Genomic DNA, 18,127 nt, shown 5'->3' on the forward strand with positions numbered 1-18,127 from the left:
ATGCAATATTTAAATGATTTGTAACTAGCTGATTTTCTCTACTTTTACTATCACTTTAATAGAATCTGACAATTCTACTTCCTCACCACCTATCAATTCTGTGTCAACCAGCTTTAGCTCTGATGCGAGTGTTTCTGAGCAAATATACAAATTATTATTATTGATAGCATTATCAGTTTCTACCTGTTTCTGAATTGTTATATGAATCTGATCTGTCACCTCAAAGCCTTTATCCTTCCTCAAACCCTGAACTTTATTCACGATATCTCTAGCAATACCTTCCTCTCTCAACTCTTCAGTAAGTGTAATATCTAGTGCAATAGTTAAGGCTCCTTGTGTGGCAATTAACCAACCCGGAATATCATCGGTAGTGATTTCCACATCGCTGACTTCAATCGCTACATCTACACCATTGATATCAATATGATAAACACCTTCGTTTTCTAATTGCTTAATATCATCGTGGCTAAAATGAGAAATAGCAGCAGCTATTTGCTTCATCATCTTACCATATTTAGGACCTAAGGCTTTAAAGTTGGCTTTGATTTTCTTTACCAACATACCGCTGTCTTCTGTCATAAACTCTAATGTTTTCACATTAACCTCAGAAAGAATCAAATCGGTAATTTTCTCTACCTGATCTTTGAAGCGCTCATCCAAAATAGGAATCATTACTTTATTTAATGGCTGACGAACTCTAATTTTATTTTTCTTTCTCATGGAAAGAACCATACTAGAATAGGTCTGTGCCATTTGCATACGCTCCTCTAGGTCTTTATCTATTTTAGATTCGTCGGCCACAGGCATCATGCAAAGGTGAATACTTTCCTCGCTACGTTTTCCAGAAACCGCATTTAAATCGCGGAACAAGTTATCTGTGAAGAATGGTGCAATTGGAGAGCTAATGATAGCAATAGTCTCTAAGCAAGTATAAAGGGTTTGATAAGCAGAAATCTTATCTTCTGAATATTCACCTTTCCAGAATCTTCTTCTACTCAATCTAACAAACCAGTTACTTAAGTGCTCGTCAACAAAACGTGCTATGGCTCTTCCAGCTCTTGTGGGCTCGAATACTCCAAATGCCTCATCAACCTCTTTTACTAAAGAGTTTAATTCAGAAAGCACCCATCTGTCAATTTCTGGTCGTTGGCTAAATTCGATATCATCCTCCGCATAGGTAAAACCATCAATATTGGCATATAATGAGAAGAAAGCATAGGTATTATGCAATGTTCCGAAGAATTTTCTTCTCACCTCATCAATACCAGCCACATCAAATTTCAAATTATCCCAAGGTTGAGAATTGGTGATCATATACCAACGTGTGGCATCTGGCCCATATTTTCCTAATGTCTCGAAAGGATCAACACCATTGCCCAATCGTTTCGACATTTTATTTCCATTTTTATCCAATACCAAACCATTGGAAACCACATTTTTAAAGGCTACACCATCAAATAACATGGATGCAATCGCATGTAAGGTAAAGAACCATCCACGAGTTTGATCCACACCCTCGGCAATAAAGTCAGCAGGGAAGTTTTGCTCAAATAATTCTTTGTTTTCAAACGGATAATGCAATTGCGCATATGGCATAGCTCCAGAATCGAACCAAACATCAATCAAGTCTGGCTCACGGAACATCTTCTGACCAGTTTCTGATACCAATACTATCTTATCTACATAGGGACGGTGGAAATCGAAAGTCTCATAGTTTTCTTTGCTCATGTTTCCAGGAACAAAGTTTTCCATTGGATTCTCAGTCATTACACCAGCAGCATAAGCTTTATCTACTTCTATTTTCAACTCTTCAGCAGAACCCAAAACAATTTGCTCTGTGCGATCTTCACTGGTCCAAATTGGAAGAGGAATACCCCAGAAGCGAGAACGAGAAAGGTTCCAGTCTACTAGATTTTCGAGCCAATTACCAAAACGACCTTCACCAGTAGCTTTTGGCTTCCAGTTGATGGTTTTGTTTAGGTCTATCATTTTATCCTTCACCTCTGTGGTTTTAATAAACCAAGAATCTAGAGGATAGTACAAAATAGGCTTATCGGTTCTCCAACAATGAGGATAAGAGTGGGTATATTTTTCAGATTTAAAAGCTCTGTTTTCTTTCTTTAGCTTGATTACAATTTCAACATCCACCGATTCTTTGCGCAATGGATCTTCATCAGCATAATATTCGCTTTTCACAAAACGCCCAGCAAACTCACCCATTTCCTCGTTGAAACGACCGGTTTTTTCAACCATAGTCAAAGCACCAATTCCGTTTTGTTGAGCCACTTTAAAATCATCCGCACCAAAGCTAGGCGCAATATGAACAATACCAGTACCATCTTCAGTAGTTACAAAATCGCCAATAATGACTTTAAAAGCATCCCCGTCTTCAGGTTGTGCATAAGGCAATAATTGCTCGTAACGAATACCCGCCAAATCTGTTCCCACACATTCTCCTATCACTTGGAAAGGAATGGCTTTTTGTCCGGTTTCGTATTCTTCTAGTTTAAGCTCGGCATTCTTTTCTGGGAAGTATTTCCCCATTAAAGGCTTAGCAATAATTGCAGTAATTGGTAGATGAGTATATGGATTGAAGGTTTTAATCTTCACATATTCGATTTTCTTACCCACGGCCAAAGCAGTATTTGATGGAAGAGTCCAAGGAGTAGTTGTCCAAGCTAAGAAGAACAATTCATCTTCCACATCGGCAAAAAGCCTTTCAGAATCTTCGTTTCTCACTACTTTAAACTGAGCTGTAAGGGTAGTGTCTTTTACATCCTTATAACAACCGGGTTGATTGAGTTCGTGAGTACTTAAACCAGTTCCAGCAGCAGGCGAAAATGGCTGAATAGTATATCCCTTATAGAGGAGGCCTTTCTTGTTAATCTTAGATAAAAGATTCCAAACCGACTCTATATATTTATTATCGAAAGTAATATATGGATCATCGAGGTCAACCCAATATCCCATTTTTACGGTTAAATCGTCCCAAAGGTCTTTATACTTCATCACCTCAGTACGACAAGCTTGATTGTATTCTTCAACGGTAATTTTCTTACCAATATCCTCTTTAGTGATTCCAAGACTTCTTTCTACTCCAATTTCCACTGGCAAACCATGGGTATCCCAACCCGCTTTACGAGAAACATATTTTCCTTTTAAAGTTTGGTAACGACAAACGATATCTTTAATGGCACGACCCATAACATGATGAATTCCAGGTACTCCATTCGCTGATGGAGGTCCTTCATAAAACACGAAATGCTCGCCTTCTTTACGGGTTTCTAAACTCTTTTCGAAAATATTTTGTTCTTTCCAAAATTTGAGCGTTTCCTCAGCAATATTGGTGAGGTTTAAATTTTTGTAATCTTTATATTTTGCCATCCTGTATTCTCTTTATAAATGATTGGACTGGTTGTATTTACATCTTATAATAAAAGTTTGCAAAAATATGAAAAATTTGCTTTGGTTGGGTGGGTTTTTGTGTGGGGTCTTTAAAGTGTAGATATACTATGATTTTATCGTAGGTCATATCTATCGTACGTGAAATTTATCATAGGTGAAATTTATCGTGCATAAAAATATAATAGTAAATTAGGACTAGAAAAAAAGTGGAAATTGATCAGAAATCTAAAAACAAAACCTCATAAAAAAAGTAAAGTCGCCAGTAGGGCTACTGACGACTTCTCGCATATAAACACATTTAACCAAATAAAAAAATATGAAAAAAACTACAACTTAAACAAGTTGCTTTCCTTAATTTAGTTGTACAAAAGTAGGCCTAAAAAGCCACCGTGTCAAGTTTTTAACAATAAATTAAACATTCTGGTATTCGTTTGCCTATTTATACAAAAAGGATTGAATTTCATTCTTATCCTTAACTACTATGGATACTCAGAAAACTCCATTAATTCGATGGGAGCACCATCATGTTCTACCATAGCTACCCTTAATCCTTCCATGGGTAGATTAGGTGGATTGAGCAAATTTAGCTCTGGACGAAGCAATTCTTTATCGAGATTATCTACCACAAATGCCAAATGAGGAATGGTTTGAATTAAAGGGTGCATTTCACAATCTTCATCAAAACGCATCCACTCCACACCAAAAGGACTAGTGGAAAAACCAGAAACATAAAACTTAAACTGTGGTAAGTAATGCTCGTTTGGCTTTTTCTCTTTAGTTGGAACTCCCAAATGATGGTATTTCCATCCCCATTCTTCTACTGCCATTGGCATTTCAGTTTCGTGTCTATTATTTTCCATATTCTATTTTATTGAGTCAAATATAATTAATTAGTTTTTGTAAGAAAACTGAATATTACTTTTTGTGTCTGATAGGAAAGCTTCGAGAACAAGGCTACGATTTCTGCAAATAAAGGAGTTTACCTTTGTAAATGGCTGTTTTCAAAAATTGTATAACGCAGTTATCGGAATTTTCTTGATGACAATAATTCACATATTCCTATTATCACAAAACAACTGTTGAAAAAGAATAGGGTCTTTTATAGAAATGAAGAAAATAATCCTTTAAGTTTATGCTTTAAAATTTGATACTATGACGACAAAAAATCTATCTAAATTTTCCATTCCTTTTTTCCTTGTGGCTTTGCTCTTATTCGTAAGTCAGATACAAGCTCAATCTAATTTGGCTTATGGCCCTAGAGCTAAATCAATGGCAGGAGCTGGAACTGCTATTGTAGAGAATTCCATATGGGGAAATTCCAATCCTGGCGGGCAAGTATTCCTAGGGCAAAAATTAGGAATTGGTATCGAGATTGCCATGCCTAAAGCTTCCTATTTTGTAGCTGGGGAACCAACAGAATTTGAACAAACTCAATCTAGTATATGGCCTTTAGGAATCAAAACAGGAGGAGTAGATTCCGAAAATAAAGTCTTGGTGATTCCTCAAATTGGATTTAATATGAGTCTTGATGACAATAATAGCATAGGAATCAGCATCTATGGAAATGGAAATAAAGGCAAGGAATATGCTGCAAAAACATATTATAGTCCTGTGATAGCAGATTTTGGTAGTAGCGAAGGATTTATCAATCCTATGGGAACAGTAAGCTATCCTACTTTTATGAAACTCAACCAATACTTTGCTGCCCTCTCTTACTCTAGAAAATTTGGAGACAAACTAGGAATTGGTATCAGCCTAGTTGGAGCTTGGCAATCGTTTAGCGCTGGAGGTCTAGAAGCCTTTGGAAGTTTACACTATTCAGAATTCCCAAATGAGCTTACCAATAACGAAACAGCCAACTCATTTGGTGTTGGCGGGAAATTAGGTGTACAATGGAATGTTTCTAAAAAATTTCAAGCTGGTGTAGCCTTTAGAACCAAGCTATATATGACGACCATGGACGAGTATAAAGGGTTAATTAGTGAATCTGGAAAACTAGATATCCCATCTGAGTGGAGTATCGGATTAGTTTACCATCCCTTTGATCGTTTTTTAATGGCTTTAGACATGAATAGAATATGTCATAGTGGTGTTCCAGCATGGGGATTGGCCATGAAACAGAAAGGTGCTGTTTCTCTTGGTGGCGAAAATGGAGGAGGCTTCGGAAGAACAGATCAGATGACTTATAAATTCGGTATACAATATAGCATCCCAAAATGGCAATTTAGAGTTGGTTACCAATATAGCGACTTAACTCTTATAGCATCAGAATTCCTTTTAAATATGATGATGCCTGATGTAATTACCGACCATGTGAGCTTTGGATTTTCAAGAGATATTGGTGAGCAAAACATAAGCTTTGCGATAGTGAAAGGTTTCAAAAAAACAGCCACTGGCTTTAATGTGATGGACAATGCTCAATTTATGGATTTAACAGCCCAGAACCTATTGTTTGAAGTCGCTGTAGAATTCTAAACCTTGAAACTCAAACCTCTCATTATCGCCATAGCAGCTATTGGCTTTACAGCTGTCATCTCCTTCCTTTCTTGGATACAGTATCATGAATACCATCCTCAAGAAAAACTTAGGGTCGTCGACCCTGTCTCAAGCAAAATCGGCGACTCCTTGGGAGTATTGCTTTGGAATATCAGTTATGGAGGTATGCCAGCCGAAATGGATTTCTTCTATTCTGGTGGTATAAGGATTCAATTGGAGGAAGATAAGAGTAAATCCAATTTTCATCAGATTTTAAATGCCATCGAATCTTATAAAGACAGTACTGATGTCTTTCTTTTTCACAAGGTAGATAGCGCATCGAAAAGAGCATATGGCATAAATCAGGTGGAAGAAATTCGGAGGAGGCTAAGAGGATATGAATCAGTTTATTGTCCTAATTTTGCGGTTCCATATATTCCTGTTCCTCTCAATCAACCCTTGGGCAAAGTTTATTCTGGTATGGTGAGCATGAGTAGTAAAGGAGCAGGGTCACACGAGCGAATGGCACTCAGCGATAAGGATTTCTATTGGCCAAAAAAATTATTCACGGCAAAGAAATGCATGGATGTGGCTAAGTACCCTTTAGATGATGGTTTCCTCTATATTATTAATGTGCATTTAAATAGCTACGATTATATGGGAGAAATTCGCTTGGCTCAGCTAAGGGAAGTAGAAAATTTAGCTCAAAAACTATATCTAAAAGGGAATTATGTGATCATTGGTGGAGGTTGGAATATGAACCCTCCTCATTTTAAGCAATACAAAATAAGCTACGATTATAAAGGCAAGGTTGCTTATCCAGAACTTGATTCCGAAAAATATTTTAATGGCTGGAAGTTTGAGTATCAAAACAGCATTCCTACTTCAAGGGTTTTACACGAAGCTTATAGGCATTCCGCATTAAATACCACCATTAAAGACTTCTTCATTTGCAGCCCCAATGTTACGGTTTTGCGTGCCAATACGGTGAGTCAGAAATTTAAGTTTTCCGATCACCATCCTATTTATTTGCGGGTGTTCCTAAAATAATATACTAAAAGTTTTCATTAATAATGAGAGGTTTTCTAGTTTAAGCAAAATGTGTGTTCTTGCTCAGAAGACGTCAAACTTAAGACTTGCGAATCCCTGAATAACAGTAAGTTTACTTTTGTAAATGTCTGTTTTCAGAACAAGCGTAACGAAAAAATTGGCATATTATGACAAGAACTAGATAAACTTCACACTCCCACCCTTTAAAAACTTCTGATCAAGAAGACGAGCTATCCTTTTGGCCACGGTTCTTCTAATTTCTAATTCAACTGGCAGTGTTGGATCCTGGTGAGCGATATTAATCTTCGTACCAACGAGAATATGTATTTCATCACTACGGATAAACATCTTCACCATTTTGTCAGCTGGGCCATCACCCAAATCCTGATCACTGGTATAGTTTTTAAGGATGTTGGCCACTTTGCTCAGAGTTAAAATTCCTTCTGTAACTAAATCGATTCCATCCATGTGTGATTCTGGCGGTAAATCGGGGTCGTCAAAATCTAGACTATCCACTATCTTCACACCGAATTCCCTAGCAATAATATCAGCGGTGGTTCCACCTGCAACAACCTTTCTTCCTGGAAAACTCCTCACTATTTCTGCTAATTCCTTGTCCGATGATTTCCTAATGGGAGGTCCAGTACTGAGTAGTAGTTTTCTGGGTTCTCTAAAATAAATACAGGCCGTACTGGTATCATCTTTGGAATGATAGAGATCGTTCTGAAAAGCTTTGTTAACAGTAAGTACTGACAGCTTACGAGCCGAAATAATTGGATTCTTTGCTATTTTATCACGAACAAATTTCACCGCATCACTTACTCCCCATCCAAAAGGATACCTTTCGCTACCTAAACCTGACTGAGCAATTCCATCTGACCAAAACAATATTCTGTCTTCTTTTTGAGGTTCAAATGATGTATAGAGTAATTCTTTCTTGTTCTTCCCCTCCTCTAGAAGAAGACATTGCCACCCTGGATCAAATATTTCACTTCCTCTAAAGATGGTGCATTGTGGATTATCATATTCTAAAATAGAAACCCGCCCACCTATTTCAATATCGATAATAGTAAAGGTGGAATAACTAATTTGTCGAACACTACAAACAGGAAGTGTCTTCATAATAATTTCGGCAATCTTGGTTGGTTCTTTATGCTCTTTGGCAAAATTAACCGCCATAGTAGCCGTAAGAGTAGCCAGCATATTTGCTTTGACTCCATGCCCCATTCCATCAGATAATACGCAGATGATTCTATTCTCTTGTTCTATTTTTTTACTCACAAAAACATCTCCACAAATACGCTCACCTTCGTGATTGATTTGCTGGCAATTGACATCAATATGAATACTATTTTCCAGATTATTCATTTAGTTTACTGATGTTAAATTGTGTTTCTTGACTTGGGGCTTGCTTATAGGTTTGCAAAATTGAGTTGAGCATCTGTTCGGTTTCTGCAGCACCCTCTCCCAATAAGAATCCTATTTTTTGTACCATTTCCAGATTTTTATCAATGACTTCAGTAACACGCTCCATAACTTGTTCTTTCTGAATTTCAGGCTGTTGCATATTCCTTAATACCGCTCCAACTATTTCTTTTTCCTTAATAGAGAAGAAAGAAGCAGTATAAATTTCATCATTCAAATGAATATCTCTATTGATAATATTATCACTAGAGTTCAACACAAAATTGAAAAGCTTTTGAACATTGAATGGAATAAAGCTCTTAAGATCGGCACCCACCAAACCTGGTATTACTTCTGCTATGTCTTTAGCATCAGTTCCCAACAAATCGATTAGGCCTTTATTGGCCTGAATAATTTTTAACTTTTTATCAACAATAACTATGGCTGATGGCAATTCCTGAAGCATAGAGTGCGTAATTTGATGAGCTTCTTCCATGGCTAGTTTATCAGCATGAGCTTCTCTTTTACTGGTTTCTAATTGGGCTTTGGTTTCTTCCATTTTTTGATTGGCTTTACTCAATTCCATTATGGTTTGCTTATTCTTACGGAAAGTATAGGTAAAACACATGTCTGGTTCAGCCAAACCTTTACTAATAGCAATTGAAAATTCAGTGCAATTTTTATATCCACAAGCGCCACAACCATTTTCACTATGGTCGTTATTTTTACCGATAGTCCCTAATATATTATCAACCTCCTCGCTTGAAGGTGTGGCTATCCTTTGATCGTTAAGCTCAAAACTGGCAGAAAAATCTATTTTTCCATAAGACTGCATTGCTTTTTCCCAACTCTTTTGATCAAAGTCTTTTCTGCGTTTTTTGGCAAACTCTACTATTTTATTTTGCTTCACAAACTTACTTGTAGTTTTCTTGATTCCAGGACCAGAAATACAACCGTTGCAATAAAAGATATTTAAATGCTTTTTGATTTCAGTGACATCGTTATTAAAGTTTGAAAGTGAATTTACAAAATCCACATGACCTTCACAGGTAATGACTTTGGAATCCATTAAGTCTTCCGATTTCTCCATAATCTGGAGCAACCCATTACTTATAGGATACAAGTATCCTTTGTTGGCAATAGGTCCATCAAACTCAGCATAACTCAAATTCTTCTCCACTAAACCTGACTCGTCGATCATTTTACGCAATTCCTCAAAAGTTAGAACAGCATCAATTTTTACTTGGTCGGCATATCTCTTGGCCTCCTCTTTAGCAGCTATACATGGACCTACGTATATAATTCTACAAGCATCACCATATTCTTTTTTTAACACCTTCGCCATGGCTACCCATGGCGAAACTATTGGAGCAAGGTTGTTAATTAATTCGGGCTGAAATTTCTCCACATTGGACACTACCACTGGACAATTGCTAGTCAAGTAATATTTCCCACGTGATTTTTTAAATAGTTCGTTATATTCTTTAGCAATTAGATCAGCTCCAAGTGCTACCTCATATACTTTGTTAAAACCAAGTTGATGAAGCATTTGAGCAAACTTCCTATAGTCAGTGATATCAGGGAATTCAGCTGCTACACTAGGCGCCAAAAGAGCGATAACGGCTTCTTTGCTTTTTAAGGATTCCTTGGTTTCTTTTTCACTACTTTTATATTCAACAGCATCATAAGGACAAACCTCATAACAAGCCCCACAACCTACACATCTATCATTAATAATTTGAATAGGGGGATCTTCTTGGGAGGATACTGCAATAGCTTTTACTGGACAATTTCTTACGCATGCATAGCATAAAACACATTTTTCAATGTTGATTTTCATCAAATAGTCATCCATAGTTTATGAGTTTTTAATAGATTCGAAATATGCTAAAAAATTGATCTAGATAAGTTTCCACATTATCAGCATTTACCTGATGAAACATCTTATCATCTATCATGAGATTGGGGCCTTTGCCGCATTTGTCGAAGCAGCGGTTGCCTCGAAATAATACCTTGTCTTCAATATCATTCTTAACCAAATACTCTTTTATCTTTTGCAAGGTGGCTTTGTTGCCTCTGGCAAAACACGAACTTCCCATGCAAATACTAATCTCATGTTTTTTCATCGTTCCGATTTAGATTATTATTAATATAGCTCAATTACAAGGATATCCATTCAATTAAATGAGTACCGAAAAGCTATTACACATGTTAACAAAAATAAACTATTTTTAATCATCTTACCCAAGCCAATGCAGTACTTAGCTTATATACTATTAAATTAGAAATGTTCTTGATAAAGAGTCTAAAATGAAAAATTATGAATAGTGTTCAATAAATAACAAAATTGATTAACTTTGTTTGCGAAATAACAGGCTTTGCGAAAGAACATCAACTCCATAGCCAACTTGAAACTACATGAATATGAACACATTGCCAGATAAGACAGTAGAGAGATTAAGTCAATACCGTAGAAACTTATTGATTTGTAAGGGAAAAGGAAAGACTCATATTTTTTCTCATGAAATAGCTAATATTCACCATATTACTCCAGTACAAGTTCGTCGTGATATTATGTTAATTGGATATACAGGTACTTTGAGAAAGGGATATAATGTTGAAGAGTTGGTGACTTTAATAGGAGAAATTCTTGACAAACAAGAAGGACAGAATGTTGCCATTATTGGTGCGGGAAATCTAGGTCGTGCTATAATGAAATATTTTCACGATAGAAGAGACAAGTTAAGCATAGCTGCTGCTTTCGATACCAATAAAGATAAAGTAGGAACAGAATTTGACGGTATCCCTATTTATCATATCGATGAAATGAATCGTGTGATTAAAGAAAAGAATATCTCCATTGGAATTGTGTCAGTCCCACTTGAAGTAGCTGAAGAAACCTCTAAAGCTCTAGTAGAATCAGGAGTCCAAGGAATTTTGAATTATACGCCTCGCCCTATGAATGTTCCAGCTCACGTATACTTGGAGGAATATGATATGATTACTTCTCTTGAGAAAGTAGCATATTTTGCCAAAATGAAGAATAAAAAGTAGATTATTTAGCTGATAGTAAGATAACGGCAGGCATAATTTGTTCTAAATAATTCATCTCCCGAATCATTGATTTTATTGAAATAGTTGCTCCCGATATTCCATCGATATTTTTACCGTACCTATAGGTTTCTTTCTGGTGTTTTACGAATTGCTTTAACCACCATTTACTCGTTATCTCATAACCATGCTCAGATTGATAATCTAGAATTTTCAAGTCCAATAACTCAGCTTCAGAACTATAAAAGCTATAGACCCAAAATTGCTCAAACTCCTCGTCCACTTCATGCTCCACATCGCAACCTCCAACTTTACAACCATTGGCAATAGTAATCACCATATAACCTCCTCTAGTTTTTAAAGTATTTTCTACCTGATAGAAGTAGCTATTGGTTTTAGTCAAAATACTATCGTGAACAGCGATTGTTTTCTTATTGAAACTTTCCTTTTCAAAATATTTAACGAGGTTTCTGTTGATTCTTTTTTCTATTCCATGATTAAAACCCACTCCCGACCGAAATATTTCGGTGATGGGAGTGAGCATTATAATGAATATGAAAATCTTATATATCATTCTTTTGTGTTATTATTCTCAATATATATTTGTTTCAATGGCCTTTAAAATACGAAACCAAGACCGGCATTGAATGCGTGGTCATACTTTGATTGTGCAGCTGTTTTAATCCATTGATAATCTATTTTTAAAACAACACCAGAGTTGATTTTCCAATTGAGACCACTGGTAATCAATTGAGTTTCGAAACTCTTATTAGGTTCAAATCCAACAGTCTCGTGGTGTGTATTGATAAACTCGTATCTTACAAATGGGATAAGTTCTGATTTAAACTTTGTAGTTTTGAAAACATTATATCCAGCTTCAGCATAATATCCAAACATTTGTTGTCCTAAATCAGAACCACCAAAGTCATTATATTGATCTACATTTCCATTATTTACGAAAACCAATTGTCCGCGTAATTGTATTCCTTCAATTCTATAGGTAGCATCTACTCCAAACATAGCTATATCAACAATTGAACTGTCAGCTTGCTGTTGTAATTGAGGATCGTTATCCGGTAAACCATCAAATAGATTAGATTGTGATTTCCCAAGATAAGTAGCCAAACCAAGTTTCAAACGAGGAATTCCGTAATAATCGATTTTAGCAGAAAGATTTGGACTGCTAGCTATTGATTCTGCACCTTTCTGACGTCCTTTTCTAAATCCATCAGAACCTCTAAATTTTGCCTGATCGTCATAACCCAAGAACCCATTCACCATGTATAATTGGTATTTTAAGGAGATTTCCTGAATATTACCATGAATTCCTAAACCAATTTCTCTCCAAGTAGTAGGAACTATTTTTTTATCTAATAAAGGACGTTCTACTCCAAAATATACTGTAGGTTCATGAAGTTCATTTATAATTCCCATTGGAATGAGCATCAATCCTCCTTTAACTTGAAAATAGTTGTTGAATTTATAATTTAAAAAAGCTTGTTCCACATATACCTCTTTCACATGTTCTAATTCAATTTCGGTAAACAACTGTAATTTTTCAGTGAAATTATAACCAAATAATAATACCAAACGATGAACATCCAATGTTCCATTATTGCTTTGGTCTTTTATTAAAGGTTGATTATAATCTATCTGTCCGTAACCCCCAATTATTAATTTTTGGTCTCTTATATCCATGAGCCTATCAGCAGAATTCATCTCTAGCTGACTTTCTTGCGCCCATAATCCTAAGCTCCCCAATAATAGAATAACAGTAATTAATTTTCTCATTTCTATGGTTTTTTTGATTTGTAATATTTCTGCTGCAAATATGCATACAGAAGCAGGAGATTGGCAATACCTATATTTAGGTATTCTGGTTCCGGCTTGTATTCTTTCAATATTTTAAGCTGTATATGTATGTCTTAAAGAGGTTTTTTCTCAAATATGTTTACTTTTGCGTGAAATTATAGATAATACAATATGGCAAGAATACTAACAGGAGTTCAGAGCACTGGAGTCCCTCACCTTGGAAATTTACTAGGAGCCATTGAGCCCGCAATAGCTATGGCCAATGATGGCAATAACGAATCGTTTTTGTTTATCGCTGATATGCACTCTTTAACGCAGATAAAAGACAGTGAAGTTTTAAAACAAAACACTAATGGAGTAGCTGCAGCTTGGCTAGCTATGGGATTAGATACCAAAAAAACGGTTTTCTACCGCCAGAGTGACGTTCCTGAAACCACTGAATTATCATGGTATTTAAGCTGTTATTTTCCATATCAAAGATTAACATTAGCCCATTCATTTAAAGACAAAGCCGATAGATTATCGGATGTCAATGCTGGACTGTTCTCTTATCCAATGCTTATGGCGGCCGATATTTTACTTTATGATGCCAATTATGTTCCAGTTGGGAAAGATCAATTGCAACATTTAGAAATGACCCGCGATGTTGCTTCTCGTTTTAATAATCAAATGGGAGATACATTTATCATTCCTGATTCAAAAACCAATGAGGAAACTAAATATGTTCCAGGTGTTGATGGAAACAAGATGAGTAAATCTAGAGACAATTTGGTGAATATCTTCTTGCCTAAAAAGCAGTTGAAGAAACAAATTATGGGAATAAAAACCGATAGCACGCCTTTGGAGGAGCCTAAAGATCCAGATACTTGTCATGTATTTGCATTATATACACTTATTGGAACTGAAGAGCAAACTGCCGCATTAAAAGAGAAATACTTAGCAGGTAATTTTGGTTATGGTCATGCCAAAACTGAGCTTTTAAATTTAGTCTTAGAGAAGTATGCCGAGCCACGTGAGAAGTTTGAGTACTATATGAGTCATCTTGAAGAATTAGATGCTATTCTTATGGAAGGTGCTGCTAAAGCTAGGGTGGTGAGTTCAGCGGTAATGGCAAGAGTTAGAGCAAAACTGGGTTTTAAATAAAATCCAGAATATAAAATATGATAAAGCAGGTTGGGGTTTTCCTTACCTGTTTTTTTATAGAATTCTATACTACTGCCATTTTATTAAAACCCAAGATGGAGAATACTTCAATTTTGTAAAATAACAATAACTTCCGTCCCCTCTCCTTCTTTACTTTCCACTTCTATCCTACCACCATGCTGATGGGCAAACTCATAGCATAATACCAAACCTAATCCCGTTCCCTTCTCTCCGGAGGTTCCTCGTGTAACTGTTTTCTTGTTCAACTCAAAAAGATGCTCCACCTGTTCTTGTCTCATCCCTATGCCATTATCTGTTACATGAAGCTTTGTATAAGCCTCCTCTACTTTCACTGAGATTTTTATTTCTCCGCCCTCTTGGGTGAATTTTATGGCATTCGATATCAAGTTTCTAATGATGGTTCTTAGCATTTCCTCATCTGCATAAACTTTTGATTCTGGAGGGACTTCACAAATGAGCGTAATGAGTTTACTATTGGCTCCACTATCATATAATCTACAAACCCTATTCACCAGTGGCTCAAGTTCTAAAGATTTGGGAGAAAATTTAATACCTCCAGCATTGGAGTGGGCCCAGCTGAAAAGATTCTCTAATAAGATTAATGCAGTCTCCGAACCCTTTTTAATTTTACCGAGGAAGGTTTCAAGCGATTCTTTGTCAAACTCCTCATGACTTTCGAGTAGAATATTAGAAAAGCCTAGTATAGTAGTAAAAGGAGAACGTAAATCGTGAGCGATGATGGAGAAAAACTTGTCTTTCGTCTCATTGGCTTTTTCGAGCTCCTTAGCCACAGCCTCAATCTCCATTTTTTGCTTGACGAGTAATTGATTAACCTCCTCTAATTCTTTCTTTTGCTCTCGAAGCAGCTGATTTGCAGTCCTTCTTTGTCTTAAACTATATAAAATAAATATAGAAATAAGGGCTAGCAATAAAGATATAATAATTAAAAAATATAGAGCTGCTCTTTGTCGGTTTTGTTCAACTTGATTTATGGCATCCTTTTTCTCTTGTTCTAGCACTAAAGCCTGTTTCTCATTCTCATATTTATAGCGATATTCCAAGTTAACGGTTTCCTGAATATTCTTCTCATTAAACAAATCATCTTGAAGGCTTTTAAAAATCACATGATACTTATAGGCTTTATCAAAGTCTTTAGCTGCAGCATAAATACTCGATAGCAATTCGCTAGCATTCATTCTTAAGTTTTTATCACTATCCTCATCTTCAACATAGGATAACTTCACTAGCTTAAGCGCTTCTTTATATTTTCCTTGATTGAAGTTTACGTCGGCCAAATGAAAATAACAATATCGCTCCTGAGAAATGGATCCCAGTTTGATACTGATTTCCAAAGCCCTATTCAGATTGGTTTTAGCAGTACTGTGCTTTCCTTCCTCTTTATCAAGAATACCCATCATCATACAAGCCAATAAAACACCTTCTTGCTGATCATTATCTTCAGAAATCTTTATAGATCTCTTATAATACTGTCTTGCTTTCTCATTCTCTTGGGAACTATTATATAAATAGCCAATATTTAAAAGGCTATAAGCCATCAACTTCTTAAAACCAACGGAATCAGATAAAACCAAGCATTTCTGATAATAGGCCATGGCTTTCTCATTATCGTGGAGATTCTCATATAAATTCCCAATATTCAAATAAGAATTGGCTACACCCTTTAAATCCTCTCGTTCAAAATCTATATCTAAGGACCTTTGATAATAATTTAAGGCTTGAGGGTACTGTCCTAAAATCTCATAGATGGTTCCCAGATTATTAAGCCCTGCAGAAACACCACTCATGGAATGGATTTGCTCCGCCTTTCGCAAGGACATACCATATTGCTCCAAGGCTTCATTATAATCTCCTGTATAGTCATAATAAATCCCCAGTAAATTATACCCATTCACTATTCCTACCTCATAGTTAATTTCTTTGGAAAGCTCAAGAAGCTCAACTGCATATTTTTTAGTTAACTCTAAATCGGTGGTATAGGTTTCAAAACCAATGTCATTGAGTAATTCAGCACGAATGGTATCCTTAGTGCTTCTGCTCTCCAAAACCTCTATCAAACTATCTGCATGCTGAGGAGGCATTGAATCTTTACTATAAGCATAAGAGAAAAGAAAGATAACGGATATGAAGCTTAAATATTTTTTCATTCCTTTTGGTTTTGTGGTATGCTAAAATAGTAAAAAGGAAGAGGATTTGCAATGGCTATTCATATATAGCTATTATATACCAACTAGCTATAATCAGTTTTCAGTGAAAATATTGCAATTATTGTAAAAAAGCTTGTAATATACCCCTATCGGGAAAGTATTTAGATTTCTCCTCCCACTGGTCGACGAAATGACATTGATATATAGGGGTTTAGGCAAAGGCAGCGAGGACGCATTTAATTTCCACAAGTAGTCCTCGCTGCCTTTGCTCCAGAAAACAAGGTAATATCATTTCGACAGAAGGCTCGTAACAGAGTGAAGAGCTGTATGGAGAAATCTATTGCGATAAACAAACCTTACTATCATCCTACCGACTTTCTGCTCTAATTCTATTTAAAAAGCTTCTATCGATAAAGCATTTTAATACTCATACCCTTTTGTGCTGACCAACCCTCTTGGTCGGTTAGGCTAATAAAGAAATGGTAATCGCCTTCATCGAAAGACTCACCTCCACTATTAGCAGGAATTATAATGCTTACATTGGTTTCGTATTCTGTCTGACCAGAAGGAATGCTATAATCCTCTATAGATACAAATGGGCTTTCTGGGGTTTTGATAGGGTCTAGACTGCATTCTGAGACATCTGTAGTATGGGAATGATGATCAAAATTATTATGAATGCTAATACTATAGGAACCCAATTCAGTATTATCTTTTAATAATACTTTCAAATCAAAAGATTCACCAAAATATAAGGTATCACAATTCATAGGAAAAGCCCCTGCAAAGCTATTGTCAATTTGAGGTTTCTCGGTATCTATGTCTTCATCCTTATTACAGGAAATACTTATAAATAAAATAAGCAATGAGTAAATGAAATATTTAAACGTTTTCATGGTTAAAAGTTTTATTGAGGGTTTTATAACGAACTATATATCTAATTAATTTAGAGGATGCTTTTTTCACTCCCCTTGGGGCTGGGGCAAACGAAAAAAGATTGAACCGCATTAAATTAGGGCTTTAGGCCTCTGTCTTTGAATAAGTACTAATTTGAATACCTCAAAAGTTTTACAAGAGGCTGCATGAAAAGCGAAACTAATGATTCTCAACATTCAGACAGCCTCTTCTATTTAAATTATTCTTCAATAAGTTGTAATTCAGCTTCTGCGCTGCTTTGATTACCTTCTAAATCAGTCACAATAAAATCGAAATGATAGTCTCCTGCTTCAGCAAGACTGTCAATTTCTAGGTGCTCATGAAAAGTAGTATTCTTAAGCCCATAGAATTTGGTATAGACTGTATCTATTTCCCATTCCTCATGTTCACCCTCTCCTTTATGTTCTCCTTCGGGGTGGATTCTTACCTGAACGGTGTTTATCTTTCCTTCGGCAACAATATCTACATCCATATGAAGATCACCACCAATAGCAACAGCATAATCGTTACTATGGCTATCTCCATGTCCCAGTTCATGAATAGTGATGACTGGCTTTGCTATTTCATCCTCTTTTGTACAGGAGGAGAAAACAATAGCTGTTATCAATGCAATCGAAATTAATAGGATTCTTGTATTCATTGTTTTTAATTTTATGGTCTGCTGA

The 18,127-nt window shown here is 36.0% G+C and carries 14 protein-coding genes; 4 read left to right on the forward strand and 10 right to left on the reverse strand.

Annotated elements, in window-relative coordinates:
* Positions 1 to 24: 24 nt before the first annotated feature.
* Entirely contained in the window at positions 25 to 3,384 is a 3,360-nt protein-coding gene (gene ileS, locus HNS38_RS04875; protein WP_172276058.1) for an isoleucine--tRNA ligase, read from the reverse strand.
* 500 nt (positions 3,385 to 3,884) lie between these two features.
* Positions 3,885 to 4,265, reverse strand: coding sequence for a hypothetical protein (locus tag HNS38_RS04880; protein WP_172276056.1), 381 nt, complete (start codon positions 4,263 to 4,265; stop codon positions 3,885 to 3,887).
* A 292-nt stretch (positions 4,266 to 4,557) separates the two neighbouring features.
* On the opposite strand from HNS38_RS04880, the gene HNS38_RS04885 reads away from it, so the two are divergent.
* Both HNS38_RS04885 and HNS38_RS04890 read left to right on the forward strand, forming a co-directional pair.
* Entirely contained in the window at positions 4,558 to 5,880 is a 1,323-nt protein-coding gene (locus HNS38_RS04885; protein WP_172346078.1) for an OmpP1/FadL family transporter, read from the forward strand.
* Between the two features lie 3 nt (positions 5,881 to 5,883).
* Positions 5,884 to 6,930: a hypothetical protein gene (locus tag HNS38_RS04890; protein ID WP_172276052.1), complete on the forward strand. Its 1,047-nt coding sequence runs from the start codon at positions 5,884 to 5,886 to the stop codon at positions 6,928 to 6,930.
* Positions 6,931 to 7,107: 177 nt separating this feature from the next.
* On the opposite strand, the gene HNS38_RS04895 is transcribed toward HNS38_RS04890, so the two are convergent.
* Genes HNS38_RS04895 through HNS38_RS04905 form a run of 3 tightly spaced genes read right to left on the reverse strand, consistent with a single transcriptional unit; the run spans position 7,108 to position 10,460 of the window.
* Complete coding sequence (locus HNS38_RS04895) at positions 7,108 to 8,298, reverse strand: SpoIIE family protein phosphatase (RefSeq protein WP_172276050.1); 1,191 nt, start codon at positions 8,296 to 8,298, stop codon at positions 7,108 to 7,110.
* Positions 8,291 to 10,189, reverse strand: coding sequence for a [Fe-Fe] hydrogenase large subunit C-terminal domain-containing protein (locus HNS38_RS04900; protein WP_172346079.1), 1,899 nt, complete (start codon positions 10,187 to 10,189; stop codon positions 8,291 to 8,293). The genes HNS38_RS04895 and HNS38_RS04900 overlap by 8 nt, the downstream gene beginning before the upstream one ends.
* Positions 10,190 to 10,202: 13 nt before the next feature.
* A complete protein-coding gene (locus tag HNS38_RS04905) occupies positions 10,203 to 10,460 on the reverse strand; it encodes a (2Fe-2S) ferredoxin domain-containing protein (protein ID WP_172276046.1) in 258 nt (85 codons plus the stop codon).
* Between the two features lie 292 nt (positions 10,461 to 10,752).
* Between HNS38_RS04905 and HNS38_RS04910 the strand changes: the two genes are divergently transcribed.
* A complete protein-coding gene (locus tag HNS38_RS04910; RefSeq protein ID WP_172276044.1) occupies positions 10,753 to 11,388 on the forward strand; it encodes a redox-sensing transcriptional repressor Rex in 636 nt (211 codons plus the stop codon).
* A gap of 1 nt (position 11,389) precedes the next feature.
* Here the strand turns inward: HNS38_RS04910 and HNS38_RS04915 are convergent, their stop codons facing one another.
* Both HNS38_RS04915 and HNS38_RS04920 read right to left on the reverse strand, forming a co-directional pair.
* The gene (locus HNS38_RS04915) at positions 11,390 to 11,959 is read right to left on the reverse strand and encodes an FMN-binding protein (RefSeq protein ID WP_172276042.1); all 570 of its coding nucleotides are present in this window, start codon (positions 11,957 to 11,959) and stop codon (positions 11,390 to 11,392) included.
* Between the two features lie 44 nt (positions 11,960 to 12,003).
* Positions 12,004 to 13,176 carry a hypothetical protein gene (locus HNS38_RS04920; protein WP_172346080.1) on the reverse strand — a complete coding sequence of 391 codons (1,173 nt, stop codon included), beginning with the start codon at positions 13,174 to 13,176 and terminating at the stop codon, positions 12,004 to 12,006.
* A 192-nt stretch (positions 13,177 to 13,368) separates the two neighbouring features.
* On the opposite strand from HNS38_RS04920, the gene trpS reads away from it, so the two are divergent.
* On the forward strand, positions 13,369 to 14,340 hold the full coding sequence (gene trpS / locus HNS38_RS04925) for a tryptophan--tRNA ligase (protein ID WP_172276038.1): 972 nt from the start codon (positions 13,369 to 13,371) through the stop codon (positions 14,338 to 14,340).
* A 107-nt stretch (positions 14,341 to 14,447) separates the two neighbouring features.
* Here the strand turns inward: trpS and HNS38_RS04930 are convergent, their stop codons facing one another.
* The 3 genes from HNS38_RS04930 to HNS38_RS04940 form a co-directional block, all read right to left on the reverse strand.
* Complete coding sequence (locus tag HNS38_RS04930; RefSeq protein WP_172346081.1) at positions 14,448 to 16,526, reverse strand: tetratricopeptide repeat-containing sensor histidine kinase; 2,079 nt, start codon at positions 16,524 to 16,526, stop codon at positions 14,448 to 14,450.
* Positions 16,527 to 16,930: 404 nt separating this feature from the next.
* Positions 16,931 to 17,422, reverse strand: a complete 492-nt coding sequence (locus HNS38_RS04935; protein WP_172346082.1) for a DUF4625 domain-containing protein — start codon at positions 17,420 to 17,422, stop codon at positions 16,931 to 16,933.
* 239 nt (positions 17,423 to 17,661) lie between these two features.
* On the reverse strand, positions 17,662 to 18,102 hold the full coding sequence (locus tag HNS38_RS04940) for a DUF4625 domain-containing protein (protein WP_172276032.1): 441 nt from the start codon (positions 18,100 to 18,102) through the stop codon (positions 17,662 to 17,664).
* Between the last annotated feature and the right edge of the window lie 25 nt (positions 18,103 to 18,127).

This window comes from Lentimicrobium sp. L6 (genome assembly GCF_013166655.1).
In the GTDB taxonomy this organism is placed as follows: Bacteria; Bacteroidota; Bacteroidia; order Bacteroidales; family UBA12170; genus UBA12170.

Coding starts and splice junctions, on each gene's coding strand:
- ileS (WP_172276058.1), bottom strand. CDS start 3,384: ATGGCAAAATATAAAGATTACAAAAATTTAAACCTCACCAATATTGCT.
- HNS38_RS04880 (WP_172276056.1), bottom strand. CDS start 4,265: ATGGAAAATAATAGACACGAAACTGAAATGCCAATGGCAGTAGAAGAA.
- HNS38_RS04885 (WP_172346078.1), top strand. CDS start 4,558: ATGACGACAAAAAATCTATCTAAATTTTCCATTCCTTTTTTCCTTGTG.
- HNS38_RS04895 (WP_172276050.1), bottom strand. CDS start 8,298: ATGAATAATCTGGAAAATAGTATTCATATTGATGTCAATTGCCAGCAA.
- HNS38_RS04900 (WP_172346079.1), bottom strand. CDS start 10,189: ATGGATGACTATTTGATGAAAATCAACATTGAAAAATGTGTTTTATGC.
- HNS38_RS04905 (WP_172276046.1), bottom strand. CDS start 10,460: ATGAAAAAACATGAGATTAGTATTTGCATGGGAAGTTCGTGTTTTGCC.
- HNS38_RS04910 (WP_172276044.1), top strand. CDS start 10,753: ATGAATATGAACACATTGCCAGATAAGACAGTAGAGAGATTAAGTCAA.
- HNS38_RS04915 (WP_172276042.1), bottom strand. CDS start 11,959: ATGATATATAAGATTTTCATATTCATTATAATGCTCACTCCCATCACC.
- HNS38_RS04920 (WP_172346080.1), bottom strand. CDS start 13,176: ATGAGAAAATTAATTACTGTTATTCTATTATTGGGGAGCTTAGGATTA.
- trpS (WP_172276038.1), top strand. CDS start 13,369: ATGGCAAGAATACTAACAGGAGTTCAGAGCACTGGAGTCCCTCACCTT.
- HNS38_RS04930 (WP_172346081.1), bottom strand. CDS start 16,526: ATGAAAAAATATTTAAGCTTCATATCCGTTATCTTTCTTTTCTCTTAT.
- HNS38_RS04935 (WP_172346082.1), bottom strand. CDS start 17,422: ATGAAAACGTTTAAATATTTCATTTACTCATTGCTTATTTTATTTATA.
- HNS38_RS04940 (WP_172276032.1), bottom strand. CDS start 18,102: ATGAATACAAGAATCCTATTAATTTCGATTGCATTGATAACAGCTATT.